Source organism: Saccharopolyspora montiporae, from assembly GCF_015209505.1.
GTDB classification, from domain to species: domain Bacteria; phylum Actinomycetota; class Actinomycetes; order Mycobacteriales; family Pseudonocardiaceae; genus Saccharopolyspora; species Saccharopolyspora montiporae.
Genome location: NZ_JADEYC010000004.1, coordinates 14,690 through 39,627 on the forward strand (window position 1 = coordinate 14,690; position 24,938 = coordinate 39,627).

The following is a 24,938-nucleotide window of genomic DNA, read 5'->3' on the forward strand; positions in this document are numbered from 1 at the left end:
GGGGGATATCGGTGCCCGTTTTTTCCGGCGGTGCGGTCGGGTAGTCGGGTGAGTGATGAGCGGTCCGCTGCGGTTGCTGGATCCCGCCGAGGAAGGCTTGCTGCGCTCCTGGGGCGGGGGCACCTGGCACGCGCCCTGCCTGGCGACCCGCACCGACCAGCGGTTCTCCGACCCCAGCTGGGTTTTCGAGCGCAAGCTCGACGGGGTGCGCCTCATCGCGGGCAGCGACGGTGCCGGGCCGCAGCTGTGGACCCGCAACGGCAAGCGCGCCGACGCCGCCTACCCGGAGATCGTCGAGGCGCTGGCCGGGCAGGGTGCCGACCGGTTCGTCTGCGACGGCGAGGTCGTGGCCTTCGAGGGCAACCGCACCAGTTTCGCCAAGCTCCAGCGGCGCATCCACCTGACCGATCCGCGCGCGGCGCGGCGCACCGGGGTCGCGGTGCGCTACTACGTGTTCGACCTGCTGGCCTTCGGCGGCGTGGACCTCACCCGCCTGCCGCTGACCACCCGCAAGCGCCTGCTGCACGAGTGCTTCGCCTTCGCCGACCCGCTGCGGTCGAGCAGGCACCGCGTCGGCGACGGCGAGCGGTTCTTCCGGCTCGCCTGCTCCCGCGGATGGGAGGGCCTGATCGCCAAGCGCGCCGACCGCCCCTACCGCGCCGGGCGCAGCCGGGACTGGCTCAAGCTCAAGTGCGTGGCCGACCAGGAGTTCGTGGTCGGCGGCTACACCGAGCCCCGCGGCAGCAGGACCGGTTTCGGCGCGCTGCTCGTGGGCTACTACCGCGACGGCAGGCTGCACTACGCGGGCAAGGTCGGCACCGGGTACGACGACCGCACCCTGCGGGACCTGCGCGGCAGGCTGGACCGGATGCCGCGGGCGAGCTCACCGTTCACCGAGGACACGGGAGAGCGCGACGCGCACTGGGTCGACCCGGAACTGGTCGCCGAGGTCGGGTTCACCGAGTGGACCGCGGACGGGAAGCTGCGCCACCCGCGGTTCTCCGGACTGCGCACCGACAAGCCCGCGTCCGAGGTGGTCCGCGAGTCGTGACGCCGCGGCGGTCTCAGCGGTGCTGGACGCTGATCGACGCCTCGTCGGCGGTGCGCGGACCAGCGGAATCCGGCGGGGCCCAAGCAGCGAGCGTCACGGTCATCACGACCATGGCCACCGTTCCGACAACCGACACGAGTGTGCGGCTGCTGCTGCTCTGCATGATGCCTGCCCCCGGCTTCTGACGTGCGTTCGTTCTGCGTTCGGGATGCCGCGCTGCGGTGTTTCCCGGACGGGGTGTCGTGGTGCGAGCGCGAAACGTTAGCCGTTTCCGGGAGGTTTCCCGGATGTGACGCACGACTCGCCCGGGCGGCGGTGTGGTGTGGTGCCGGTCACCGCAGCTTGATCGCGGGTGGCGGGCGTAGTTGATTCCTGGCATGGACGCTCCCCGGCTCGCCGACCTGCTCGATCTCGACGGCCCGCCCGCACCGGGTGCGGACCGGTTCCGCGGCGCTACCCAGGCGATCCCCGTGCAGCGGCTGTTCGGCGGGCTGCTGCTCGGCCAGTCGCTGGTCGCCGCGGGCCGCACAGTCGCGGACGGCCGCCCGGTGCACTCGCTGCACGCGCTGTTCCTGCGGCCCGCCGACCCGCAGCTGCCGGTGGACTACGCGGTGGAGCGGATCCGGGACGGCGGGGCCACGTCGGCGCGCCGGGTCAGCGCTTTCCAGGACGGTGCGGAGGTCAGCACCGCGCTGGTGTCCTTCCAGCGCACCCGGGACGGCGTGCGGCACGCCCCGGCCCCGCCACCGGTGCCTCCCCCGGAGGACCTGCTGCCGCTGCACGAGCGCGCGGCAGCGGCCCGGCTGCCCGAGTGGTGGAGCCTGCCGCGCCCGGTGGAGCTGCGGCACGCCGACGATCCGCCCTACCCGCCGCCGGTCCCGGCGCGCGAGGGCGACCGGCACCGGGTGTGGCTGCGCTCGGCCGCGAAGCTGCCGGACGAGCCGCTGGTGCACGCCGCGGCGCTGGCCTACGCCTCGGACATGACCCTGCTGGAGCCGGTGTTCCTGCGGCACGGGCTGGACCGGCACGAACCCGATCTGCGGCTGGCCAGCCTGGACCACGCGATGTGGTTCCACCGGCCGCTGGGCGCCGACGAGTGGCTGCTCTACGACCAGGACTGCCCGCTGGCCGAGGGCGGCCGGGTGCTCGCCCGCGGAGGCGTGTTCGACCGGGCGGGCGAGCAGGTGGCGACGGTGGCGCAGGAGGGGTTGTTGCGCCTGCCCCCCGGGTCCGGCTGAGCCGTACCGGCGCCGGATTCGCGGCACCGGCGCCCAGGTGCGCGGTCGGTATCGTCGCGGGCGTGGTAGCCGATCCTGCCGAGTCCCGTACCCGCACCGAGCCGCCCGCCCGCGTCACCCACGAACTGGCCAGGGCGCGGTTGGACGACGTCGAAGAGCTCACCGAGCGTCTGCTGGCGGCGATCTTCACCGACAACCCGGAGTGGACCGACTACAGCCCGGTGCCCCGCGAGGACCTGTGGGAGGGGTGCCGCCAGTACCTGGAGCGGGTGCTGCAGATCCTGTCCGGGCGCGTGCCCGGGCCGGACGGGGACGACGTCGCCGAGGAGATCGGCAGGCGGCGCGCCGAGCAGGGCGTCCCGCTGGAGGTCATGCTGCGCACCTTCCGCCTCGGCGGGCGCGTGGTCTGGGAGGCGCTGCTCGACCAGGCGCAGCGCGACGGAGCGGATCCGGACGCCGTGCTGGGTGTGGCGACCTCGATCTGGACGGTCATCGACGGCTTGTCCTCCACGCTGTCCACCTCGTACCGCAACACCGAACTGGAGCGGTTGCGCCGCGACGACCAGCGCCAGCACGCGCTCATCGAGGACCTGCTGTCCGGTCGGGCCCGGGACACGGCTTTCGCCCAGCGCACCGCCAAGGAACTGGACCTGCCGACCACCGGCCGCTACCTCGTGGTGGTCGCCGAGATGTCCGCGGACGGCAGCTTCGCGCTGCGCGGGCAGCAGGATGCGCTGGCCGGGCTGCACCTGCGTTCGGTGTGGCAGGTGCGGGCCGACTCGTTGGTGGGACTCGTGGCCGTGGAGCAGCAGGACCCCCGGCTGGCGCTGGACGTGCTGCGCCCGCTGGCCCGGGGCCGGGTGGCGGTTTCGCCCGCCGTCCGCGGGCTCGCCGAGATCGGGCTCGCGCACCAACTCGCGCTGACCACGCTGGGCACGTCGGCGCACGGGGCGGCGGAACTGGTCACGCTGGACGAGCGCTTCCCGGAAGCGCTGCTGGTGCAGTCGCCCGACCTGGCCCAGCGGCTGCTGCATTCCCGGCTGGGCCCGGTGCTGGAGCTGCCGGTCAAGGAGCGGGACATGCTGCTGGAGACGCTGACCGCGTGGCTGGAGGAGAACTGCTCCACGGCCAACGCGGCGGTGCGGTTGCACTGCCACCGCAACACCGTGCTCAACCGGCTGCACCGGATCACCGCGCTGATCGAACAGCCCCTGTACGGCCGCAGCGCCTACGTGTCGTTGTCGCTGGCGCTGTCCGCGCTGCGGCTGCGCGACGGCCTGCGCGAGTGACCGCAGCTCCTGGCCGTGCGCACGGCCCGTGTCCGCTCGGATGCAGGACGTGTCCGCCCCCGGGCGAAATGTGCGACCTGCACAGTCGCGCTCCGGCAAGTCTGGGCGAGCGGGCATAGCGCGCGAGTGGGCCCTCTCACGAAACTCTCCGGAGAGTTTTCGCCCGCGCTGGCGCGGGTTTTCTGGCGATCGTGGGCAGGCAAAGGAGCACAGCGAAGTGCAGGAGTTCGACCTTCTCGTCGTCGGCGGTGGCCCCGGCGGGTACGTGGCGGCCATCCGGGCCGCGCAGCGCGGTCTCTCGGTCGGCGTCGTGGAGAAGGAGAAGGCGGGCGGCGTCTGCCTGAACTGGGGCTGCATCCCCACCAAGGCGATGCTGCGTTCGGCAGAGGTCTACGAAACCGTCCTGCACGCCGCCGATTTCGGCATCAACGTCGAGGGCGTCAGCGTCGACTACGACGCCATCACCCGGCGCAAGGACGGCGTGGTCAAGGGCCTCACCGACGGCGTCGCCGGTCTGCTCAAGACCAACGGCGTCACGCTCATCGACGGGCACGCCCGGTTCACCGGGGCGACCACCGCCGACGTCTACGCCACGGGTGAATCCCCGATCGGCGCCGGCGGCCCCCGCTACGCCGCCGAACCGGAAGGCGCGCAGCCGATCGAGCAGGTCAGCGCGCGCGACGTCATCATCGCCACCGGTTCGGTGCCGGTCCAGCTGCCGCTGCCCGGCGCGGACCTGCCGGGCGTGATCACCTCCGACGGCGCGTTCGGGCTCACCGAGATCCCGAAGCGCATCGCCGTCATCGGCGGCAGCGCGGTGGGCGCCGAGTGGGCGAGCCTGTTCAACACGCTCGGCAGCGAGGTCTCCATCATCGAGATGCAGTCGAGCCTGGTACCGGCCGAGGACGCCGAAATCGGCAAGGCGCTGGGCCGCTCGTTCGGCAAGGCCGGCATCAACGTCGTCACCGGCGCCTCGGTCACCGGCATCGAGCAGACCTCGACCGGGCTGCAGGTCGGCTTGGACGGCGCCGGGTCCGGGCCGATCGAGGCCGATGTGGTGCTGGTCGGCGTGGGGCGCAAGCCGAACACCGCGCAGCTGGACCTGGACGAGGCAGGCGTGCGCACCGACGAGCGCGGGTTCGTCCAGGTCGATGCCCAGCTGCGCACGAATGTCGAGCACGTGCACGCCATCGGCGATGTCACCGGCAAGGCGCTGCTCGCGCACGTGGCTTCGCACCAGGGCGTCGTCGCGGCCGAGACGATCGCCGGCCACTCCGCGCACATCGACTACGGCGTGATCCCCGCGGCCACCTTCACCCACCCCGAGGTCGCCAGCGTCGGGCTCACCGAGGCGCAGGCGAAGGAAGCCGGGCACGAGATCGTGGTCGGCAAGATGCCGTTCGCCGCGCTGGGCCGCGCGAAGTCCTACGGCGACACCGACGGCTTCATGAAGATCGTGGCCGGTGCCCAGCACGGCGAGGTGCTCGGCGTGCACGTCATCGGTCCGTCGGCCAGCGACCTGATCACCGAAGGTGCGCTGGCCATGACGCTGGAGGCCACGCTCGACGAGCTGGCCGACACCATCCACGCGCACCCCACCCTCGGGGAGATCGGCATGGAGGGCGCCATGGTCGCGCTCGGCCTGCCGATCCACGTGGCCCCGCCGAAGAAGCGCTGACACCCGAGTTCCGTCGTTCGAAAGGGGATCGTGATGGCGCCGCAGACTGCCACCCGCAGCAAAGCGTCTTCCCGCAGCACCAGCACCAAGGCGCGCCGCTCCACGAGCGCGGCGCGCAGCGCGGGCCACGGCCGGTTCTCCGGGGAATCCCCGGAGAAGCTCCGCGACCACTTCCGCGAGATGACCCTGATCCGCCGCTTCGAGGAGCGCGCCGCGCAGGGCTACACGCAGGCCAAGATCGGCGGGTACTGCCACCTCAACCTCGGTGAGGAGGCCACGGTCGTCGGGCTGATGCACGCGTTGCGCACGAGCGACCTGCTGTTCACCAACTACCGCGAGCACGGCTACGCCATCGCCAAGGGCATCGAGCCGGGCCGCGTGATGGCCGAGCTGTACGGGCGCACCACCGGCACCTCCAAGGGCTGGGGCGGCTCGATGCACATGTTCGACGTCGAGAACGGGCTGCTCGGCGGGTACGGCATCGTCGGCGGGCAGATCCCGCTGGCCACCGGTGCGGCGATGGCCATCGACTACCGCGGTGGCGACGAGGTCGTCATGTGCCAGATGGGCGATGGCACCACCAACATCGGCGCGTTCCACGAGGCGCTCAACATCGCGGCGCTGTGGAACCTGCCGGTCGTGTTCGTCGTGGTGAACAACCAGCTCGGCATGGGCACCACCGTCGAGCGCTCCTCGGCCGAATCCGAGCTGCACAAGCGCGCTTCCGCGTACCGGATGCACGGTGAGCGGGTGGACGGCAACGATGTGCTCGCCGTGCGCGAGGCGGCCGACCGGCTGGTCGAGCGGGCCCGCAGCGGCGGGGGGCCGGCGCTGCTGGAGACGGTCAGCGACCGGCTCAAGGGCCACTCCGTGGTCGACCCGGGCAAGTACCGCAGCGACGAGTCCGCGCAGGCGGCGCGGCAGAACGACCCGGTCGTGGCACTGCGCGCGGAGCTGATCGAGGCCGGGATCCTGGACGAGGACGCGGCGGCCGACATCGAGACGAAGGCCCAGGCCGACGCCGACGCCGCGGTCGCCTTCGCCGATGACAGCCCGCACCCCGACCCGGCGACGCTGTTCGACCACACCTACGCCACTCCCGTGGCCAACGATTCCCGGCGCCTGCCCGCCGATCCGGTTTTCCCATCATCGTTCTGACGAACGGCGCCAGCCGCGTTCGAAACAGCCGCTGAGCGACACCCCGCCACAAGTGCCGCGCCCCCTCCCGGTCCGTTCGGGAGGGGCGCGCGGTCCCGTCCAGGAGAAACCCCCTTGGCCGTCATCACCTACCGCCAAGCGCTGCACGACACGCTGCGCGAGGAAATGCACCGCGATGAGGACGTCTTCCTCATCGGCGAGGAAATCGGAGTCTTCGAAGGCTCCTACAAGATCACCGCCGGGATGCTGGAGGAGTTCGGCGAGAAGCGCGTGCGTGACACGCCGATCGCCGAGGAAGGCTTCGTCGGTGCCGCGGTCGGCGCGGCCATGCTGGGCCTGCGCCCGGTCGTGGAACTGATGACGATCAACTTCTCGCTGATCGCCCTGGACCAGATCGTCAACCACGCGGCCAAGATCTACGGCATGTTCGGCGGCCAGACCAGCGTGCCGATGGTGCTGCGCACCCCGGGCGGCGGCGGGCAGCAGCTCGGCGCCACGCATTCGCAGAACATCGAGCTCTACTACGCCTTCGTGCCGGGCCTCAAGGTCGTCGCGCCGAGCACGCCCGCCGACGCCCGGGCGCTGCTGAAGGCGTCCATCGCCGACGACGACCCGGTGCTGTTCCTGGAGAACCTCGCGCTGTACAACACCAAGGGCGAGGTGCCCGACGAGCCGGAGCCCGCCGAGATCGGCAAGGCCAAGGTGACCCGCGAGGGCTCGGACATCACGATCATCGGCTATTCGCGGATGGCGATGGTGGCCGGGCAGGTCGCCGAGCAGCTGGAGTCCGAAGGCATCAGTGCCGAGGTCGTCGACCTGCGCAGCCTGCGCCCGCTGGACCGGGAGACCGTGGTCGAGTCGGTGCGCAAGACCGGCTGCGCGGTGGTGGCCGAGGACGACTGGCTCACCTACGGCATCGGCGCGGAGATCGCCGCGTCGATCTCGGACGGCGCTTTCGACCACCTGGACGCACCGGTGCGCCGGGTCGCGTCCGCGGAGGTCCCGCTGCCGTACGCCAAGCCGCTGGAGCGGGCCGCCCTGCCGTCCGCGGAGTCGCTGACCACCGCGGTGCACGAGACTCTCGACGCCGTCGGCCACCGCCGCTGAGTTCGACCGCGTTCAAGCGAGGAAGACGATGACTGAGATTCAGATGCCGAGGCTCTCCGACACGATGGAGGAGGGCGTCATCGCGACCTGGCACAAGCAGGTCGGCGACACGGTCGAGCGCGGCGACGTCGTGGCCGAGATCGAGACCGACAAGGCCATCATGGAACTGGAGGCCTTCGACGCGGGCGTGCTGGAGAAGATCCTGCTCGCCGAGGGTGCGACGGTGCCGATCGGAACGCCGATCGCGGTGCTGGGCGACGGGTCGGGTGCCGCGGCCGAATCCGCCGAAGCCCCCGCGGCGGCGCCCGCCGAAGCCCCCGCGGCCGAGCCGGTCGCGGAGGGTCCCGCCGCGGAGAGCGCGGCCGAACCGGTGGCCGCATCCGCGGAGCCCGCCGCTGGGCGCGGTGTCAAGCCGAAGGCGTCGCCGCTGGCCAAGCGGGTCGCCAAGGAGCAGGGCGTGGATCTGGCCCAGGTGCGCGGCACCGGACCCGGCGGGCGCATCATCCGGGTGGACATCGAGGCCGCGGCGCAGCAGGCCGGTTCCGCATCCTCGGCCCCCGCCCCGCAGGACGCGGGAGCACCGGCTCCCGCACAGCCCGCCCCGTCCCAGGCTGCGGGGTCCCAGAGCGCAGCCGATCCGGACGTCGAGGAGATCCCGCTCGGCACCATCCGGAAGGTGACCGCCAAGCGGCTCACCGAGAGCAAGCAGCAGGCCCCGCACTTCTACCTCACCAGCGCGATCGACGTGACCGACCTGGTGGCGTTCCGGGCCGAGCTCAACCAGCGGCTGCAGGCCGCCGACGGGCCGAAGGTCAGCCTCAACGACCTCGTGGTCAAGGCCGTGGCCACGGCGCTGCGCGCGAACCCGTCGGTCAACGTCTCCTTCGGCGGGGACACGTTGCTGCAGCACAAGCGGATCCACCTCGGAGTGGCGGTGGCGATCGAGGGCGGTCTGGTGGTGCCGGTCATCACCGACACCGACCGCAAGAGCGTCTCGGAGATCGCTGCGGAAGGCCGTGAGCTGGCGGGACGCGCGCGGGACGGCAAGCTCAAGGCCGACGAGATGAGCGGTGGCACCTTCACCATCTCCAACCTCGGCATGTTCGGCGTGGAGCAGTTCTCCGCGGTGATCAACCCGCCGGAAGCCGGCATCCTGGCCGTCGGTGCGGTCGACGACGAGGTGAAGGTGCGCGAGGGTGAGTTCGTCGCGCGCAAGATCATGCGGGTGACGCTGTCCGCCGACCACCGCGCGGTGGACGGCGCGGTCGGCGCGGCCTTCCTGCAGCAGTTGACCGGTCTGCTGGAGGACCCGCTGCGCATCATCGCCTGACGTTCCCGCCCCGGGCTCGGCCCCTTCCGCGACGACCTGCGTCTCGCGGGAGGGGCCGTTCTCACGTCTCGACCAGCGTCCCGCGCAGCCGCGTCCGAGCAGGTCAGCGCACTCGGGGACGTCCCGGCGTCCCGGGAACGGTCCCGTGCGTTGCGGACGCGGTCCGTCCGCCGGATTCTCCTGCTGCGGCCGGTCATCCGGTCGTCGACCGCCGGTGCGGGGGGATACGCGCCGCGCGGTCGCGTGAGCGTGAAGGGGGAACGAGATGGACGAGAGGACCGGACCCGACGGGTACTTCCTGACACTGGCGCACCACCGGTTGCGGGAGCAGGTGCGGCACTTCGCCGAATCGCGCATCGGCCCGCACGTGGCCGAGATGGAGTGCTCGCGCCAGGTCGAGCAGGACCTGGCGCGGTTGATCGCCCGGCAGGGCTGGATCGGGGTGACCGTGGGCCGCCGCTACGGCGGCCTCGGCCTGGGGCACTTGGCGAAGACGCTGATCGTGGAGGAGTTGTCCCGGGTCAGCGGGGCGATGGGTGCGATGGCCCAGGCGTCCCAGCTCGGTGTCGCCAAGATCCTGCACTTCGGCAGCGGCGAGCAGAAGCGCCGGTGGCTGCCCGGGATCGCGGAGGGCGCGTGCCTGCCCACGATCGCGGTCACCGAACCCGACAGCGGTGGGCACGTCGCCGGGATGGCGGCGACCGCGGTGCGCGACGGCGATTCCTACCTGCTCAACGGGCGCAAGGTGTTCGTCGGCAACAGCCACGTCGGCGATGTGCACGGGGTGGTGGTGCGCACCGGCCCCGGTTCCCGCGGCATGTCGGCGTTCCTGGTGGAGGCCGACCGCCCCGGTTGCGTGCTCGGCGAGCACCGGCCGGCGATGGGGCTGCACGGGTTCAGCTTCGGCGAGCTCGTGTTCCGGGATTGCCGGGTGCCCGCGGCGAACCTGCTGGGCGGGGAGGGCAGTGGGCTGCAGGTGGCCTATTCGTCCAGCGTGCTGTACGGGCGGCCGAACCTGACCGCGGTCGCGTTGGGCATCCACCGGGCGCTGGTGGAGGAGACCATGGCGTTCGCCGCGCGGCAGACCCGGTACGGCGCCGCGCTGTCCGAGGTCGGCGCTGTCCGGCAGAAGCTCGGTGAGATGCAGTCCCGGTTGATGACCGCCAAGCTCGCCGCCTACCACGCGGTGCACCTGCTGGACCGCGGTCTGGCCTGCGATGCCGAGCTGATGAACGCAAAGCTGATCAACGTCGAGCTCGCGCTGGATTCGGCGCGCTCGGCGATGGAGGTGCACGCGGCGTGCGGGTTGAGCGCGGACCGGCCCGTGGAGCGGTACCTGCGCGATGCCTTCCACATCTTCGCGCCGGCCGGGACGTCCGAGGTGCAGCGGTTGCGGCTGGCCGAGGAAGGGCTCGGTGAGTCGCGGACTCCGTGGTCGGTGCGGTTGGGGGACCGGGTCCGCTGCGACGTGCGCAGCTCCGTCGGTGGTGAGCGCCTCGTGACGGCGTTCTGAGCGCGGCGCGAAGGGGACCGGTTGATGTGCGCGTGCACATGATTCCGGGGCGGGCGCATCCCGCCGGGTCTCCTGCGCGTCCCACGGGAGCCGGATCGCGGCAACGCGGTCCGCGCCGGGGCGCCGGTGCTGCGGCCGACCTACTGGGGGTGGTCGGCCGCAGCACCGCGCGGGCGCGCGATTCTGAATCGATCTTTCCGTGCAGAATCGGTTCCGCCTGCAGCGCAGGAATTTTCGCTATTCGGCCAATGCCTTCCCCTGTGCGCGGATAATCATATTGAACGCATTTCAGAAGCTTGTCGGGTTTCCGGGGAATGGAAACGCGATTCTTGTGCAGTTTTCCTGACAGTTCGCTTCCGGCTTTGCCAGACTCCTGCGCGTCCGAGTGATCACGAACTGTGCCCGGGTTCTTCCGGGTTGGGGGTGTCCGGTTGTCTTTTCGCGCGCGCAGCGGCGCGATCGCGGTCGTGGGTGCGGTCGCGTTCGTCGGGATCGCAGGCTGTTCCGGGTGGCCGCCACCACCGGCGTCGGAGCAGGAGAAGGAGACGGTGACCGTCCAGCAGCCGCCGCCCCAGCCGCAGGGGGCGGAGGAGGGCGGCGGCGAGTCCGCCGAGCCCGGAGCCGGTTCGGGGGAGGAGTCGGGATCCGCGGAGGACTCCGGTGCCTCCGAATCGCGGGAGCCGGAAGCGGAGGACGCGATGGCGTGCGCCGCGGACGAGCTGCAGGCGAGCTTGGAGCCGGACAACAACCGCGAGGCGTCCGGGTCGCGCACCATGCTCCGGGTGACCAACGTGGGCGGGCGGATGTGCCAGCTGCGCGGCTACGGCGGCATCCAGTTCCTGGACTACGAGGGGAATCCGGTGGATACCGCGCTCAACCGCACGGAGTTCAACCCGCCGACGATCACTTTGCAGCAGAGCCAGAGCGCGGGCATGGACCTGACCTGGGACATCTACCAGGAGCCGTGCGTCGAACCGGAGACGCTGCAGTACACGCCGCCCGGCGATGACGAATCGGCGCAGGCCGTGTGGGGTCTGGGCGCCGTGTGCCGCGGCGGTCTGGTCGACGCGACCGCCCTCCGCAACATCTGGGGAGGCTGAAACGACGTGCGAATTCGGGGAGGTCGAGAATGACGCAGCCGCTCGTCTGGCTGGTCGACGTTCTGCGCGGGGCCGGGCTGAACGTGCACGAAACCGAGGGTTGGCGGGAGCGCGCGGCTGACGGTCAGCCTCCGGAACCGATCGGTGTCCTCCAGCACCACACGGCGTCATCCAGCACACCGGACGATCCGGTACCCGCCATCGGGACGTGCGTGGACGGTCGTTCGGGTTTGCCCGGGCCGCTGTGCCAGGCGCTCATCGGCCTCGACGGTTCGATCCACTTGATCGCGGCGGGGCGGGCGAACCACGCGGGTGAGGTCAAGGAATCCGGGCCGCTTCCGGCTGCCGGGAGCGGGAACGGGATGTACATCGGCTTCGAGTGGGACTACCAGGGCGTAGACCAGCACCCGTCGCCGCACCAGTACGACGCCGCCGTGCGCGCCACGGCCGCGGTGCTCAGGCACCTCGGGAAGCCGCCGGAGCACACCCGGGGGCACAAGGAGACGTCCACGACGGGGAAGGTCGATCCCGGGCACGTGGACTTGGACCGCTTCCGCGCGGATGTCGGTTCGGCGATGGCCCCGCCTCCGCCGAAACCACCCCAGGAGCCGCCGGGTCCGCCACCGCAGCAGCCCGGCCCGCCCCCGGGGCCGCCACCGGTGCCCGATTCGCCGCCACCGCGGGGCGGCGATCCCGGACCGCCCGACCCGGCTGTCATGCGGGTGGTCTTCCTGGTCGGCAAGCATATGAACGTGTCCGACTACCTGATGCTCGCCGCGTTCGAGGCCGGGTTGGTCGAATCCCAGATGTCGAACCTGAACTGGGGTCACAGCTCGTCGCTCGGAGTTTTCCAGCAGCGGCCGGAGTGGTGGGGCACACCGGAGCAGCTGGTGGACGTGCGCTATGCGGCGACCAAGTTCTTCGAAGCGGCGTTGGAGAAGGAACGGGAGAACAACCGCCGCAGTGCCGGTGAACTCGCCCAGGACGTGCAGGATTCCGCGCACCCGGGGCGTTACGACCAGCGGGAGCAGGAAGCTCGGCGGTTGATCGACGAGACGGCGAAGGCGGTGCACCCACCGGCGCCGCCGCCCGGGCAAGGACAGCCGCCGGGTCCACCGCCGGGGCAAGGTCAGCCACCTGGGCCGCCACCGGGAGGGCAGCAACCACCGCCGGGTCCACCGCCGGCGCAAGGTCAGCCACCTGGGCCGCCACCGGGAGGGCCGCAACCACCGCCGGGTCCACCGCCGGGGCAAGGGCAGCCACCTGGGCCGCCACCGGGAGGGCAGCCACCACCGCCGGGTCCACCGCCGGGGCAAGGTCCGCCACCTGGGCCGCCACCGGGAGGGCAGCCACCACCGCCGGGTCCACCGCCGGGGCAAGGTCAGCCACCTGGGCCGCCACCGGGAGGGCAGCAACCACCGCCGGGTCCACCACCGGGGCAAGGTCAGCCACCGAATCACGGTCGGCCTCCGAGCCCGCCGCCAGGGCAAGGTCAACCGCCGGGCCCACCGCCCGGCCAGGGGCAACGACCCGCTCCCGGTCGCCCGCCCGGCCAGGCCCCGACACCCGGTCCGCCTCCGGGCCAGGGCCAGCAGCCGCCCGGACAGGGCCGGCCGCCCGCGCCGGAGCCGCCGCCTCCGCCGGAGCCGGTGCGGCCCACCGTGTTCGGCTCACCGGTCATTCCCGGCGCCGACGGCGCGCTCTCGGCGTTCGGCAGCAGCACCATCGGCGAGGTCGTCACCGCGTGGCAGGTCGCACCGGATGCCGACTGGGTCGGTTGGCTGGGTCTCGGCGGAGAACCCGCGGGCAAGCCGGTCGTGGTCCGCGAGCCCGATGGTGCGTTGTCGTTGTTCGTGCGGGACACCGAGGACCGGATCGCCACCGCCTCCCGCCCGCGGGACGGCGCCAAGTGGGGAGAGTGGAAACCGTTGGGCGGCACCGTCGCCGAGGATCCGGTCGTGGTGGTCCGGCCGGACGGTGCGCTGGCCCTGTTCGCGGTGAGCCGGGACGGGAAGCTGGTCACCACGGCGCAGGCCGGCCGGGACGGGGACTGGACCGAGTGGGACGACCTCGGTGGTGACCTCGCGGGGCGGCCCGCGGTCGCGCTGCGCCCGGACGGCACCGCGTCGGTATTCGCCCGGAACGCGGACGGCGAGATCGCCGTCACCGAGCAGGGCACCGCCGGTGCCGGGTGGTCCCCGTGGCAGGGACTGGGCGGCAGCATGTCCGCCGACCCGGCGGTGACCACGCTGCCGGACGGCACGATCGCGCTGTTCGCGGTCGGCAACGACGAGCAGCTCTACGTGATGTCCCACCCGGGACAGGGCGGGCAGTGGACCGGGCTCGGCGGTGATGTCGCCGGGACGCCCGCGCTCGCGCTCGGTCGGGAGGGGCGGATCACGGCGCTCGTCCGCACGGAGGGCGGTGCGCTGCGCGCCACTGAGCAGCAGGTCGCGCACGCCGGGTGGTCGGCGTGGTCGGACCTCGGCGGTGAACTGGCCGGGGATCCGATCGTGGTGAGCCGCGCGAACGGGGCTTGCACGGTGTTCGGCGTCGCGGAGGACGGCGACATGGTCGTGCTGGAGCAGGACGAACCCGACGGCCAGTGGGGATCGTGGCGCGAGCTGGTCGATTCACTCAAGGCATGACGACCCGGTGGGTGCCCGATGTGTCCGGGCATCCACCGGTTCCCACGCAACTGGCTGTCCGATGTGGACGAACGATGCGGGCCGCCGCGGCGCGACTCCCGACTCCCGGGGCGGATCCTCACGTCTCGGCGGGCGTGGCTGCGTCGGCGTTGAACCACACCAGGCGCGCGCGGATGTGCTCGCCCCGGGCGAAGCCGCGCAGGGCTCTTTCCGGCGTTGACAGGCTCATGCGCAGTCCGCTGTCTACGCCGACGACCTCCGCGCGATCGTCGAACGCGAGGCCCCACGCCGCGATCCTGCCGTCGATGCGTTCGCCGTACTCCTGCACCACGGCGAACACGAGAGGCGCGAAGTCGGCGACCATCCCCTCCAACAACGCGGCGAACTCCTCCTCGCACAGCGGCGCAGTTCCGGAAGGGGTGTGCGCTGTGGCCATGTTCGTCCCTCTTTCTGAGTGTGGGGCTTACCGGCGATGGGTGCCGTTGGTCATTGGGGCGGTCGACCAGCTGATGTGCGGTGTTCGGTAAGTCTAAATTTTGAGTTACCAAGAGCGTGATAGCTTGATCGAATGATCTTGGGGTCGGCTTCTTGCGTCCCGCGGGGCTACTGCGGCAAGACCGCGCTGCTGGCGTATGACGCGGCAGGATGCGGGGATGACGGGAGGCGATGGGCATGACGGACACTCCGATGAGTCCCACGGTGTGGCGCCGTTGGTTGGCATTCGAGCTGACCAGGCTTCGCCGCGTTGCGGGTCTGGAGCAGAAGGACGTGGCCAAAGCGCTGCGGTGCACCGTGACGAAGGTGTCCTACATCGAGAACGCGGAACGCCCGGTCGTGCTGCGAGATCTCGATGAAGTGCTGCTGGGGCTGTATGGGGTGCCGGAGGATCGCTGGTCGTCCTACCTGCAAGCCGCGAAAAAATCCCGACAGAAGGGCTGGTGGGAGCGTTATAGCGCTGACGCGCTGCCCGAGTGGCTGTCGCTGTACATCGGTTTGGAGCAGGGCGCGGAACAGTTGCGGGTTTACGACGCCCAGCTCATCACCGGGGTCTTGCAGACCGAGGACTACGCCCAGGCGATCGTCCGGCGTGGGACGGCTGAGCTGACCGAGGAGCAGATTTCCCGCCGCGTCGAGTTCCGCAGCTCACGCCGCGCAGTGCTGACGCGGGAACTCGATCCGCTTCGACTGTGGGTTGTCCTGGACGAGGCAGTGCTGCGGCGAGTGGTCGGCAACCGGGCCGTCATGCGCGATCAGCTTCAGCACCTCGCCGACGTCGCTGATCAGGCCAAGGTCACGTTGCAGGTTTTCCCGTTCGAGCACGGGGCGCATCCCGGCATGCAGGGGCCGTTCACAATCTTGGACTTCCCGTGGCCGACTGATCCCGGTGTGGTTTACATCGAGCACCGCTCCGGCGCCGTCTACTTGGAGACTCCTGCCGAGATTAAGGATCACACCGTTGCTTTTGAGCATCTGTGCGCCCATGCTCTTCCCCCGGACGAATCGGTCGCACTGATCCGTGACATCGCAAGGGAGTATCAGTGACCAACTTTCCGCAGTCGCACGTCACCGCGGGTGAGCTGGACAACGCCACGTGGCGGAAGTCCAGCTTCAGCAACGATCAGGGTCAATGCGTCGAGGTCGCTCCGTTGGCGGATGGTTCGATCGCGGTGCGCAACAGCAACCGCCCCGACGCCGGGGTCGTGCTGTTCACCGGTGCTGAGATGGCGGCGTGGATCGAGGGCTGTCGGGCCGGCGAGTTCGACGACCTCGCCGGAGCGTGACGCCTGCGCGCGCCCGGAGGCTCTCCGCGGCCGGGGGAGCCGGAACCGATATCTAGTCCGGTGTGGACGGACATCACCGGTGCGGTGCTGGTGCCCGGCGGTGGGCGCGGATCGACTCGGTGATCAGCGGGATCTGCCAGAACAGCTGCGCGATACCGATCGTCGCGGCGACCCGGCCTTTCGGCCACCAGTCGACGGCCAGCTGGACCTTGGCGGGCAGGACGGCGACGAAGAACCCGCAGGCCAGCGCCGCCGAGGTCCGCCGGGTGCGCGAGACGCTCAGCCCGGCGCCGATGCCCAGCGCCGCGATGCCGGACACCCGGGTGTAGGTGCGTGCCGGTCCGGGCAGCTGCGCCGGGATGATGCCGTCGAAGAACCGGGGCACGGCGAAGTGCAGGGTCCCGCCGGTGAGCAGGACCGCGGCCAGCCGCAGTGCCGGGGTCTGGTCCGCGGCACCGGGATCCACCTCGCGCTCGTCCACCGCTGCAGTGTCCCGCCGCGTGCCCGCGCCGACCAGCCCCACCTGCAGCGCTGCGGTCAGCGGGCGGCTTCGACGAGCTTCGGGGTCAGCCGGTCGAGCACGAACGGGATGCTGGAGACGGTCGCCGAGCCCAGCGCCATGGTCAGGTCGTAGTCGTCCAGCAGCACCAGCGAGCCGCGGCGGGCGGCGGGCAGGTTCATCAGCAGCTCGTCGTTGCGGACGGCTTCCACGTCGGTCGGCTGCGCGGTGGTCACCACGACCACGTCGGCGTCCAGCAGCCCGACCTGCTCCTTGCTGATCTTGACGTTGAACTTGCCCTCGTCATCGAGGTCGGCGATCGAGGGGGACAGCCGCATGCCCAGCTGCTCCAGCAGCACGGTCCGCGCGTCCTTCTTGCTGTACGCGGCGTAGGTGCCTGCCGAGTCGGTGCGCACCACGACGTGCGTCTTGCCGTCCAGCTGCGGGCTCTCCCGGCGGGTGCGGTCGATCTTGCCCTGGGTGTCGGCGATGAGTCGCTCGGCCTCGGCCCGCTTGCCCACGGCGCGGCCGATCGTCTCGGCCTGCACCCGCCAGTCCACGCCGTAGTCGATGGATTCCGGCGGCTGCGCGACGACGGGGCCGAAGCTCTCCAGCCGGTTGTACTGCTCCTGGGTCAGTGCGCTCTGCACCGCGGTGACCACGTCCGGAGCCAGCGCGATGATGCTCTCCACGTTGACTTCGGTGCCGAGCACCTCCGGGCGCTGCCCGTCGAGCCGCCGCTGCGCCCACGGGCCGACACCGCTGCTCCACGGGCCCCACTTGGTCAGCCCGGCCGGGATGATGCCCAGGGCCAGCAGCACGTCGTGGTCGGTGATGCCGAGGCTGACGACGCGCTCGGGAGCGCGGTCGATCTCCGCGGTGCCGAACCGGTTCGGGACGCTGACCGGGAATCCGGGACCGGAGGGCCCGTCCGGGCCCGCGCCCTGCCCGCCGCCGGAGCACGCCGCCAGGCCTGCCGCGATCAGTCCGGTGGCACCGGCCAGGAAGCTCCGGCGGCCGAGCCGGGAGCCAGCTGCTGGAAGAAGATCCATCACCGCATCCTTCTGTTCCGGGTCGGGCGAGGCCCCGAGTGCGCAAGCAAGGCTAACCTAACTCACCCGTTCAGGGGAGGGGGATCGCGCTGCCGGGCCCCGCTCGTGCTGCGGATCACGTCCACCGCTCGTGCGGCGTATCCTGGGCGGAAGCGCAGGCGCACGACGCGGGTCGGCCCGCGGGATCGGGAGTCGCCATGAACGATGATGACGTTTTCGCCCGGCGCTGGGTGCTCTCCGAGGACGAGCTGCTGCGGATGCTGTGGCGCAGCCACGCAGGGGAGAACCCCGATGTGCTGCTGCTGGAACTCTACGCGGAGCGGTCGCAGGGCAGGCGCAACCCGGGGCCGTTCGCCGCCCGCTCGACCCGGCCGCGCCAGCCGCGCCACCTCCGGCACCGGACCGCCCGCTGACCGCACACTGCCGGAGGCCGGGCACTCCGCGCCGCGCTGTGCCACCGGACCTCTAGGCAGACCGTAGGGTTCCGGTGTGATGCGTGAGCCAGTTCAGCCGGATGATTCTTACCTGCGGTCGGTCGAGGCGGCCACCGCGCGCGCCGTGGCCGAGGCCGAGCCGCTCAGCTCGGAGCACGCCGGAGCCGGGAGCGACCTGCTGGCCCGTGCCGAGCGGGCGGTGCAGCGCAACGCGGAACCGCTCGTGGCGCTGAGCCGGGACCTGCACGCGCACCCGGAGGAGGCGTTCGTCGAGCACCGCTCCGCCGCGGCCGCCGCAGACCTGCTGCGCGGGGGCGGATTCGAGGTGCAGCAGGGCGTCGGTGGGCTGGACACCGCCCTGCTGGCCCGGGCCGGTTCCGGGCACCCGCACGTGGCGGTGCTGGCCGAGTACGACGCGCTGCCGGGCGTCGGGCACGCCTGCGGGCACAACATCATCTGCACCGCCGGGCTCGGCGGGTTCCTGGGGGCCGCCGAGGTGGTGGGCGACACCGGGGGCGCGGTCAGCCTCATCGGCACGCCCGCCGAAGAGGGCGGCGGCGGCAAGGAACTGCTCGCCCGGGCAGGCGTGTTCGACGACGTGGACGCCGTGGTGATGCTGCACCCGTTTTCGCACGACATCGCCGCGCACCCGTTCATGGGCCGGCGCCAGGTGGAGGTGGTCTTCCACGGCGTCGCCGCGCACGCCGCCGCCCAGCCGTTCATGGGGCGCAACGCGTTGGACGCGGTGGTGGCCACGTATCAGGGCGTGGCCGCGTTGCGCCAGCACATGCCGTCCACGGACCGGGTGCACGGGATCATCACCGACGGCGGCAAGCGCGCCAACGTCGTCCCGGACCGCGCCGCGGCGGTGTTCTACGTGCGCTCGCACGAGCCGGACTCGCTGCGCGACCTCGCCGGACGCGTCGAGGCCATCGCCGAGGGGGCCGCCACGATGACCGGCTGCGGGCTGGAGCTGGTGTGGGACAGCAGCCCCGCCTACCTGCCGATCCGGCACAACCGCGCCCTCGCCGCCCGGTGGGCGGAGCATCAGGCCGGGCGCGGGCGCACCTCGCTGCCGCACGGCGTCGTGCCCGACTACCTCACCGGCTCCACCGACCTCGGCAACCTCAGCTACCGGATGCCCGCCGTGCACGCCATGATCGGGCTCGGTGACGAACGGCTCTCGCTGCACACCGCGGATTTCGCCACCGCGGCCGGCGGCGGTGCGGGCGATCGCGCGGTGTTGGACGGTGCGGTCGGGCTCGCCGGGACCGCGGTCGACTACCTCGCCGATCCGCAGCTGCGCGAGGCGGTGCACGCCGAGTTCGCGCAGGCAGGCGGCGCGCTGGACGTGGCGGATTTCTTCGGCTGAATCCGGTCGGCGGGGGCGGGGACACGCGCCCGTAGGCTGGACGCGTCCCCGCCCCCGACCCGCGAGAACCTGCCTTGGACGAGATCGCACGGGACTACACCGCCGACCTGCTGGGTTCGTCGAGCCTGGCCGCGCTGCTGACCGCACTGGTGTCGCTGGTGCTGGTGGCCAACCGCGGGACGTGGCCGCTGCTGCGCAACGTGATCACCATCGCGCACGAAGGCGGGCACGCGGTGATCGCGTTGCTCAGCGGGCGCAAGCTCAACGGGATCCGGCTGCACTCGGACACCTCGGGACTGACCGTGTCCACCGGCAAGCCCACCGGCCCCGGCATGGTGTTCACCCTGATCGCCGGATACCCGGCGGTCCCGCTGCTCGGGCTGGGCGGGGCGTGGCTGGTCGCCGCCGACCGGGCGCAGCTGATGCTGTGGATCAGCATCGGTCTGCTGGTGCTGATGCTGCTGGCGATCCGCAACGCCTACGGCGCGCTGTCCGTGCTGATCACCGGCGGCGCGCTGTTCGCGGTGTCCTGGTACGCGCCCCCGGCCTGGCAGGCCGTGTGCTGTGCGCTGGTGAGCTGGTTCCTGCTCATCGGCGGGCTGCGGCCGCTGGGCGAACTGCGCTCGAAGCGGGCCCGCGGCCGGGCACCGGACTCCGACGCCGACCAGCTGGCGCGGCTGACCGGGCTGCCCGGCACGGCGTGGCTGTTGCTGTGGCTGCTGGTCGGTCTGGCTTCGCTGCTGGTGGGCGGTGCGCTGCTGCTGCAGATGCCGCAGCTGTGAGCCGACCCCGGTGATTGCCCCCGGCCACCGGGTGGAGCAGCATCGCGGCGTGAGCACGAACAGCGAAGCATTCCCGATCCTGCCCGACAAGACCGTCCGCCGCGTCGGCTTCGGTGCCATGCAGCTCGCCGGCCCCGGGGTGTTCGGCCCCCCGCAGGACCGCGAACGCGCGCTCGGTGTGCTGCGCCGCGCCGTGGAGCTGGGCATCGACCACATCGACACCAGCGACTTCTACGGGCCGTGGGTGGTCAACGAACTCATCGCCGAGGCCCTGCACCCCTATCCGGAGGGGCTGCTGCTGGCGACCAAGATCGGCGCCTACCGCGACCAGCACGGCGGCTGGCCGCCGCTGGGACACCCGGACGCGCTCAAGGCGCAGGTGCAGGACAACCTGCGCAGGCTGCGCCGCGAGCAGTTGGACCTGGTCTACCTGCGGCACACCGTCGACCAGCCCGGCTACACCTTCGCCGACCAGGTCGGTGCGCTGGTCGAACTGCGCGAACAGGGTCTGGTGCGCGGGATCGGGCTGTCCAACGTCTCGGTCGAGCAGTTCGAGCAGGCGCGCGCGATCACCGCGATCGCCGCGGTGCAGAACAGCTACAACGTGGTCGACCGCAGGTCCGCTCGGTTGCTGGACCGCACCGCCGAACTGGGTACCGCCTTCGTCCCGTTCTTCCCGCTCGGCTCCGGTTTCGCCGGCAGCAGCCGGGCGCGCGAGGACGCCGTGCTGCAGCGCGTCGCCGAGCAGCGCGGCGTCACCCAGGCGCAGGTCTCCCTGGCGTGGCTGCTGCAGCGCTCGCCGAACATCCTGCTCATCCCCGGCACCGGCAGTCCGGAGCACCTGGCGGACAACACCGCGGCCGAGCAGGTGCGGCTGGATCCGGGTGAGGTCGCCGAACTGGACGCGGTGGTGGCCGAGGGCAGTGGGCTCGAAGCGCCGTTGTGAGCGGCACGCCGTGCGGGGTGCCGAGCGGGTTGGTGGCACCCAGTAAGCTCGTCGCCACGCGGAGGCGTGAACGTGCCGGCCGGGACTTGACCGAACGAGCGACAGGCGTTCCGATCAGTGGCCGGGCCGTGGCCTGCGCGGGACCGGGGCGACACGACGGCGGCGCTGCGCGGCGCCGCCACGCGGGAGTGAAGCGCGCGTGACGATGCGGGCGGACGGCGAACGAGACCGGCCGGACAGGCGGGCGTGATGGAGGACCTTCGGGCAGTCGGGGAGCGCAGCTCGGCCGGTCCGCCCTGGGGTGCGGCGGACTGGCGGCAGCGGCTCGCCCGGGACTGGGCCGCCGCGCTCGGCCGCGCCTCCTACATCCCGCTGGCCCGGGACGCCGTCGAGGACGGCCTCCTGGCGCTGGTCGACCGGACCGTCCACGCGCTGGAGCACGAACCCGAGGCGGTGCCGGAGGCGGGCCGGGTGATCGGTGCGCGCCTGGTGCGGATGCACGCCACCGGTGAGGACAGCCTGCAGGTGACCCTGGACGTGCTGCGCGAGGCGCTGGGCCCGGTGCCGCACGTCCCGGCGGATCTGGTGCTGCAGCTGGTGTCCGGGGTCGCCACCGGGTACGCGGCGGCCGACCGGGAGAACACGTTCCTGCAGCAGGAATCCATGCAGAAGGCCCTGCTGCGCTCCAAGATCAACGCCGATCGCGAGCTGCGGGCCGTGGAGACCCGGTTCGCCGAGGTCTTCTCCACCACGCCGACCGGGGTGGCGATCTGCGCGCTGGACGGCACGTTCCTGCAGATCAACCCGTCGCTGGAGAACATGCTCGGTTACCGGGCCGAGCAGCTGCGCTCGATGACCATCCACGACGTGTTCGTGCCCGAGCAGGCCGCGGAGCTCACCGCGACCTACCGCGAACTGGCCGCCGAGGGCGGGCAGGCCGTCGGCGCACCGCCGCGCCGCACGCTGGAGAACGTCGGCCTGGTGCGCGAGGGCGGCGAGCCGATCACCACCGGGCTGGCCGTGTCCGTGCTGCACGGGCAGGAGGGTTCTCCGCCGCAGCTGGTCACGATGGTCCAGGACGTCACCGAGCAGCACCTGCTGCAGGAGCGCTTCCGGCACCAGGCCCTGCACGATCCGCTGACCGGGCTGCCGAACCGGACCTGCTTCCGCAGCAGGCTGCAGACATCGTTGGCGAACATGCCGGGCAGTGCCCGGCTCGCGCTGTACCACCTGTCCGTGGACGGGTTCGAGCTGATCAACGACGGGCTGGGCTACGAGGTCGGCGATCAGGTGATCAAGGCCGTCGCGCGGCGCCTCGACGAGCTCGCCGGCGGTGAGCAGGGGCTGGTCGCCCGCTTCGGCGGTACCGAGTTCGCGGTCCTGCTGGCCGAGCGGCCGGACACGCCGCCGGTGCCGGAGCTGATCACCGCGATCAACGCGGCGCTGGACGAACCCGTCTACATCGGCGAGTACGGCATCGCCCCGTCGGCCTCGACGGGCGTGGTGCAGCGCGCGGTCGCCGACGGCGACGCCGAGGAGATGCTGTGGGCGGCCGAGACCGCGCTGCGCCGCGCGGAGGCCGAGGGCAAGCGGCAGTGGGCCCTGTTCGACCCGGATCGCGCCCCGGAGGAGCGCATCGGGTCCCGGCTCGCCGCGATCATGCCCGGCGGGCTGCACACGGGCGAGTTCGATGTGGTGCACCGGCCCAAGGTGCGGCTGGACGACGGCGGGCTGGACGCGCTGGAAACCGGGATCCGGTGGGACAGCGCGGAAGCGGGTGCCATCGGCAACGACGAGTGCTTGCGGCTGGCCGAGCGGTCCGGCGTGGTGCTGCCGCTGCGCGACTGGTTGATCGCGACCGCCTGGGACGGCCTGCGCGAGTGGTATGGGGACGGGTATCGCGTGCGGCTGGACCTGTCGTTGAGCCCGCACCAGGCCGCCGATCCCGATCTGCTCGCCGCGGTGCGCCGGGTGCTGGAGGGCGGTGGCGCACCGGTGGAGGCGCTGCGGCTGTGCGTCCCGGTCGCGGCGCTGGAGCACGGCCAGGAGGCGCGGGACAACATCCGCCACCTGGCGGCAGGCGGAACTCCGCTCGCGCTGGGCGGTTTCCGCGGGTCGCCGCCGGAGATCGCACTGCTGCGCGATGTCCCGGTCGAGGCGGTGCGGCTGCATGCGGAACTGGTGGATCTGGTGCACACCGCGGAGTTCGGCGAGTCGGCCGAGGTCCGGGCGGTGCGCAACCTGATCGGCCTGGTGCGCGAGTGCGGGGTGCAGGTCTGGGTGGACGGGCTCGGCGAGGTGCAGCAGGAACGCCGCTGGCACGAGATGGGCTGTTCGGCGGCGACCGGTCCGCGGTGGGGTGATCCGGTCCTGTCCTTCGACGTCCCGGCCCTGGTGGACCGCTGGACGTGACCCGCGGGCGGGTCAGCACCCGAGTGCGCCCCGGCTCCCGAACTCGGGAACCGGGGCGCGTGCGCTGCTCGGGTCAGCTGCCGTAGACCGGTTGGGTCTGCGGGTTGAACTCCTCGAACCGCACGTCCTTGGCCGGATCGGTGCGCTCGTCGCGGATGTCGATGACGTCCAGGCCTTCCTGGATCCCGCTGGAGTAGATGTGGCCGTTGTAGTAGTACGCCGACCAGGATCCCGCCGTTTCCAACGCGTTCTCGTCGAACGGGGTGCGGTCCAGGTAGCCGATCTCGTGCGGGTTCTGCGAGTCGCTGAAGTCCCAGACCGAGATCCCGCCCTGGTACCAGGCTTGCACCATGATGTCCGAGCCGGCCACCGGGATCAGCGACCCGTTGTGCGCCACGCAGTTCTCCGTGTCGGCCTGGTGCCGCGGGAGCTTGTAGTAGCTCTGGAAGTCCAGCTGCGGACCGTCCCCGCCGCTGGTGATGTCGTAGATCCCGTTGGCGCCGCGGGTCGGGCCGGTGGCCTCGTTGCAGGTGGCCGCCGAACCGCCGCCGAGCTCGTCGGTGAACACGACCTTCGTGCCGTCGTTGTTGAACGTCGCCGAGTGCCAGAACGCGAAGTTCTCGTCATCGGTGACCTGTTCGATCACCCGGGGCTTGGCCCGGTCCGAGATGTCCAGCAGCACCCCGTCGCCCATGCAGGCGCCCGCCGCGAGGTCCTTCTCCGGGAACGCGGTGATGTCATGGCAGCCGGTCGTCTCGCTGACCTCGGGCGATCCCGGGTTGCCACCGTCCGGGAACAGCACCGGCGCATCCACCAGCACCGGTTCGGCCGGGTTGTCCCGCGGGACCTCGACGATGGAGATCTGGTCGTGCGGCGGCTGGCAGTTCGGGAACTCCGGTGCCGGCCCGTACGAGGACACGTACAGGAACACCGACTCGCCTGCCCGGTCCGGGACCAGCGTGTGCGTGTGCGAACCGCACGCGGTGGGAATCGCCGAGACGTAGCGCGGTTCGGCCGGATCGCTGACGTCGAAGACCTTCATGCCTTCCCAGCCGCCCGGATCGGCCGCGTCGGTCTCCTCGCTGGTGCAGCTGTCGTCCGAGCGCGGGTAGTCCGTGGACACGAACAGCAGGTTCCCGGAGATCGACACGTCGCCCTGCCCGCCCGGGCACACCACCTGCGAGGTGATCTCCGGCTTGGCCGGATCGGAGATGTCGTAGACGGTGAACCCGTCGTAGTTGCCGACGAACGCGTGATCGCCCTGGAACGCGATGTCGGTGCCGTAGGCGTCGACCGTGTCGAACGGCGGCTGCTTGGGCACGTTCGCCACGTGTTCGACGTTGTCGCTGGAGACGACTTCGCGCTCGGCCTGCGTTGCGCTGACCGGGCGTTCCGGCGCGGGTTCCGGGCCGTCGTGCGGTGGTGTGGCCGCGGAGGGCGCGGCGAGGACCAGGGCCGATGCGGCCACCGCTGTGGCCGTTGCGATGGCGCGGCGTCTGCGCCGCCTCGACCGGATGTTCGCGAACAACAGATCCACCCCTCAGTTCG

General features: G+C 71.6%; 21 protein-coding genes. 17 read left to right on the top strand and 4 right to left on the bottom strand.

The window, feature by feature from the left end; genetic code table 11:
• Window positions 1–55 precede the first annotated feature (55 nt).
• From ligD to IQ251_RS20410, 10 genes are all read left to right on the top strand, one after another.
• A complete protein-coding gene (gene ligD, locus IQ251_RS01980; protein ID WP_193926668.1) occupies window positions 56–1,051 on the top strand; it encodes a non-homologous end-joining DNA ligase in 996 nt (331 codons plus the stop codon).
• Between the two features lie 377 nt (window positions 1,052–1,428).
• Window positions 1,429–2,289, top strand: coding sequence for an acyl-CoA thioesterase (locus IQ251_RS01985; RefSeq protein WP_193926669.1), 861 nt, complete (start codon window positions 1,429–1,431; stop codon window positions 2,287–2,289).
• Window positions 2,290–2,351: 62 nt separating this feature from the next.
• Window positions 2,352–3,578: a PucR family transcriptional regulator gene (locus IQ251_RS01990; RefSeq protein WP_193926670.1), complete on the top strand. Its 1,227-nt coding sequence runs from the start codon at window positions 2,352–2,354 to the stop codon at window positions 3,576–3,578.
• A gap of 217 nt (window positions 3,579–3,795) precedes the next feature.
• Window positions 3,796–5,256: a dihydrolipoyl dehydrogenase gene (gene lpdA, locus IQ251_RS01995; RefSeq protein ID WP_193926671.1), complete on the top strand. Its 1,461-nt coding sequence runs from the start codon at window positions 3,796–3,798 to the stop codon at window positions 5,254–5,256.
• Window positions 5,257–5,289: 33 nt separating this feature from the next.
• Window positions 5,290–6,414 (top strand): pyruvate dehydrogenase (acetyl-transferring) E1 component subunit alpha, encoded by a 1,125-nt coding sequence (pdhA, locus tag IQ251_RS02000; protein ID WP_193926672.1) that lies wholly within the window; start codon window positions 5,290–5,292, stop codon window positions 6,412–6,414.
• A 114-nt stretch (window positions 6,415–6,528) separates the two neighbouring features.
• Entirely contained in the window at window positions 6,529–7,521 is a 993-nt protein-coding gene (locus tag IQ251_RS02005) for an alpha-ketoacid dehydrogenase subunit beta (RefSeq protein ID WP_193926673.1), read from the top strand.
• A gap of 28 nt (window positions 7,522–7,549) precedes the next feature.
• On the top strand, window positions 7,550–8,851 hold the full coding sequence (locus IQ251_RS02010; protein WP_193926674.1) for a dihydrolipoamide acetyltransferase family protein: 1,302 nt from the start codon (window positions 7,550–7,552) through the stop codon (window positions 8,849–8,851).
• Window positions 8,852–9,116: 265 nt separating this feature from the next.
• A complete protein-coding gene (locus tag IQ251_RS02015; protein ID WP_193926675.1) occupies window positions 9,117–10,364 on the top strand; it encodes an acyl-CoA dehydrogenase family protein in 1,248 nt (415 codons plus the stop codon).
• Between the two features lie 548 nt (window positions 10,365–10,912).
• Window positions 10,913–11,464: a DUF4232 domain-containing protein gene (locus IQ251_RS02020; protein ID WP_193926676.1), complete on the top strand. Its 552-nt coding sequence runs from the start codon at window positions 10,913–10,915 to the stop codon at window positions 11,462–11,464.
• 29 nt (window positions 11,465–11,493) lie between these two features.
• A complete protein-coding gene (locus IQ251_RS20410) occupies window positions 11,494–14,112 on the top strand; it encodes a DUF8189 domain-containing protein (protein ID WP_228045984.1) in 2,619 nt (872 codons plus the stop codon).
• A 118-nt stretch (window positions 14,113–14,230) separates the two neighbouring features.
• On the opposite strand, the gene IQ251_RS02035 is transcribed toward IQ251_RS20410, so the two are convergent.
• Window positions 14,231–14,548: a hypothetical protein gene (locus tag IQ251_RS02035; protein ID WP_193926677.1), complete on the bottom strand. Its 318-nt coding sequence runs from the start codon at window positions 14,546–14,548 to the stop codon at window positions 14,231–14,233.
• Window positions 14,549–14,778: 230 nt separating this feature from the next.
• Between IQ251_RS02035 and IQ251_RS02040 the strand changes: the two genes are divergently transcribed.
• On the top strand, window positions 14,779–15,654 hold the full coding sequence (locus IQ251_RS02040) for a helix-turn-helix domain-containing protein (protein WP_228045985.1): 876 nt from the start codon (window positions 14,779–14,781) through the stop codon (window positions 15,652–15,654).
• A complete protein-coding gene (locus tag IQ251_RS02045) occupies window positions 15,651–15,893 on the top strand; it encodes a DUF397 domain-containing protein (RefSeq protein ID WP_193926678.1) in 243 nt (80 codons plus the stop codon). Before IQ251_RS02040 ends, IQ251_RS02045 begins: the two co-directional genes overlap by 4 nt.
• Before the next feature lie 73 nt (window positions 15,894–15,966).
• Here IQ251_RS02045 and IQ251_RS02050 read toward each other — a convergent pair whose 3' ends face one another.
• Together IQ251_RS02050 and IQ251_RS02055 are read right to left on the bottom strand one after the other, a co-directional pair.
• Window positions 15,967–16,374, bottom strand: a complete 408-nt coding sequence (locus IQ251_RS02050) for a DoxX family protein (protein ID WP_370591150.1) — start codon at window positions 16,372–16,374, stop codon at window positions 15,967–15,969.
• A 56-nt stretch (window positions 16,375–16,430) separates the two neighbouring features.
• Window positions 16,431–17,444 (bottom strand): ABC transporter substrate-binding protein, encoded by a 1,014-nt coding sequence (locus IQ251_RS02055; RefSeq protein ID WP_193926679.1) that lies wholly within the window; start codon window positions 17,442–17,444, stop codon window positions 16,431–16,433.
• A 197-nt stretch (window positions 17,445–17,641) separates the two neighbouring features.
• On the opposite strand from IQ251_RS02055, the gene IQ251_RS02060 reads away from it, so the two are divergent.
• The 5 genes from IQ251_RS02060 to IQ251_RS02080 all read left to right on the top strand — a co-directional run bounded on the left by IQ251_RS02060 (window position 17,642) and on the right by IQ251_RS02080 (window position 23,390).
• Window positions 17,642–17,857 (top strand): hypothetical protein, encoded by a 216-nt coding sequence (locus IQ251_RS02060; RefSeq protein WP_193926680.1) that lies wholly within the window; start codon window positions 17,642–17,644, stop codon window positions 17,855–17,857.
• A 79-nt stretch (window positions 17,858–17,936) separates the two neighbouring features.
• Window positions 17,937–19,250, top strand: a complete 1,314-nt coding sequence (locus IQ251_RS02065) for a M20 family metallopeptidase (RefSeq protein WP_193926681.1) — start codon at window positions 17,937–17,939, stop codon at window positions 19,248–19,250.
• A 74-nt stretch (window positions 19,251–19,324) separates the two neighbouring features.
• On the top strand, window positions 19,325–20,032 hold the full coding sequence (locus IQ251_RS02070; RefSeq protein ID WP_193926682.1) for a M50 family metallopeptidase: 708 nt from the start codon (window positions 19,325–19,327) through the stop codon (window positions 20,030–20,032).
• A 49-nt stretch (window positions 20,033–20,081) separates the two neighbouring features.
• Entirely contained in the window at window positions 20,082–20,978 is an 897-nt protein-coding gene (locus IQ251_RS02075) for an oxidoreductase (RefSeq protein ID WP_370591151.1), read from the top strand.
• A 249-nt stretch (window positions 20,979–21,227) separates the two neighbouring features.
• Window positions 21,228–23,390 (top strand): diguanylate cyclase domain-containing protein, encoded by a 2,163-nt coding sequence (locus IQ251_RS02080; protein WP_193926683.1) that lies wholly within the window; start codon window positions 21,228–21,230, stop codon window positions 23,388–23,390.
• Between the two features lie 73 nt (window positions 23,391–23,463).
• Here the strand turns inward: IQ251_RS02080 and IQ251_RS02085 are convergent, their stop codons facing one another.
• Window positions 23,464–24,858: an LVIVD repeat-containing protein gene (locus tag IQ251_RS02085; protein WP_193926684.1), complete on the bottom strand. Its 1,395-nt coding sequence runs from the start codon at window positions 24,856–24,858 to the stop codon at window positions 23,464–23,466.
• Between the last annotated feature and the right edge of the window lie 80 nt (window positions 24,859–24,938).

Bases quoted from the DNA above. Each gene is read 5' to 3' on its own strand.
- pdhA (WP_193926672.1), top strand. From the start codon at position 5,290: ATGGCGCCGCAGACTGCCACCCGCAGCAAAGCGTCTTCCCGCAGCACC.
- IQ251_RS02015 (WP_193926675.1), top strand. From the start codon at position 9,117: ATGGACGAGAGGACCGGACCCGACGGGTACTTCCTGACACTGGCGCAC.
- ligD (WP_193926668.1), top strand. From the start codon at position 56: ATGAGCGGTCCGCTGCGGTTGCTGGATCCCGCCGAGGAAGGCTTGCTG.
- IQ251_RS02080 (WP_193926683.1), top strand. From the start codon at position 21,228: ATGGAGGACCTTCGGGCAGTCGGGGAGCGCAGCTCGGCCGGTCCGCCC.
- IQ251_RS01985 (WP_193926669.1), top strand. From the start codon at position 1,429: ATGGACGCTCCCCGGCTCGCCGACCTGCTCGATCTCGACGGCCCGCCC.
- IQ251_RS02060 (WP_193926680.1), top strand. From the start codon at position 17,642: ATGAACGATGATGACGTTTTCGCCCGGCGCTGGGTGCTCTCCGAGGAC.
- IQ251_RS02035 (WP_193926677.1), bottom strand. From the start codon at position 14,548: ATGGCCACAGCGCACACCCCTTCCGGAACTGCGCCGCTGTGCGAGGAG.
- IQ251_RS02010 (WP_193926674.1), top strand. From the start codon at position 7,550: ATGACTGAGATTCAGATGCCGAGGCTCTCCGACACGATGGAGGAGGGC.
- IQ251_RS02055 (WP_193926679.1), bottom strand. From the start codon at position 17,444: ATGGATCTTCTTCCAGCAGCTGGCTCCCGGCTCGGCCGCCGGAGCTTC.
- IQ251_RS02065 (WP_193926681.1), top strand. From the start codon at position 17,937: ATGCGTGAGCCAGTTCAGCCGGATGATTCTTACCTGCGGTCGGTCGAG.
- IQ251_RS20410 (WP_228045984.1), top strand. From the start codon at position 11,494: ATGACGCAGCCGCTCGTCTGGCTGGTCGACGTTCTGCGCGGGGCCGGG.
- IQ251_RS02040 (WP_228045985.1), top strand. From the start codon at position 14,779: ATGGGCATGACGGACACTCCGATGAGTCCCACGGTGTGGCGCCGTTGG.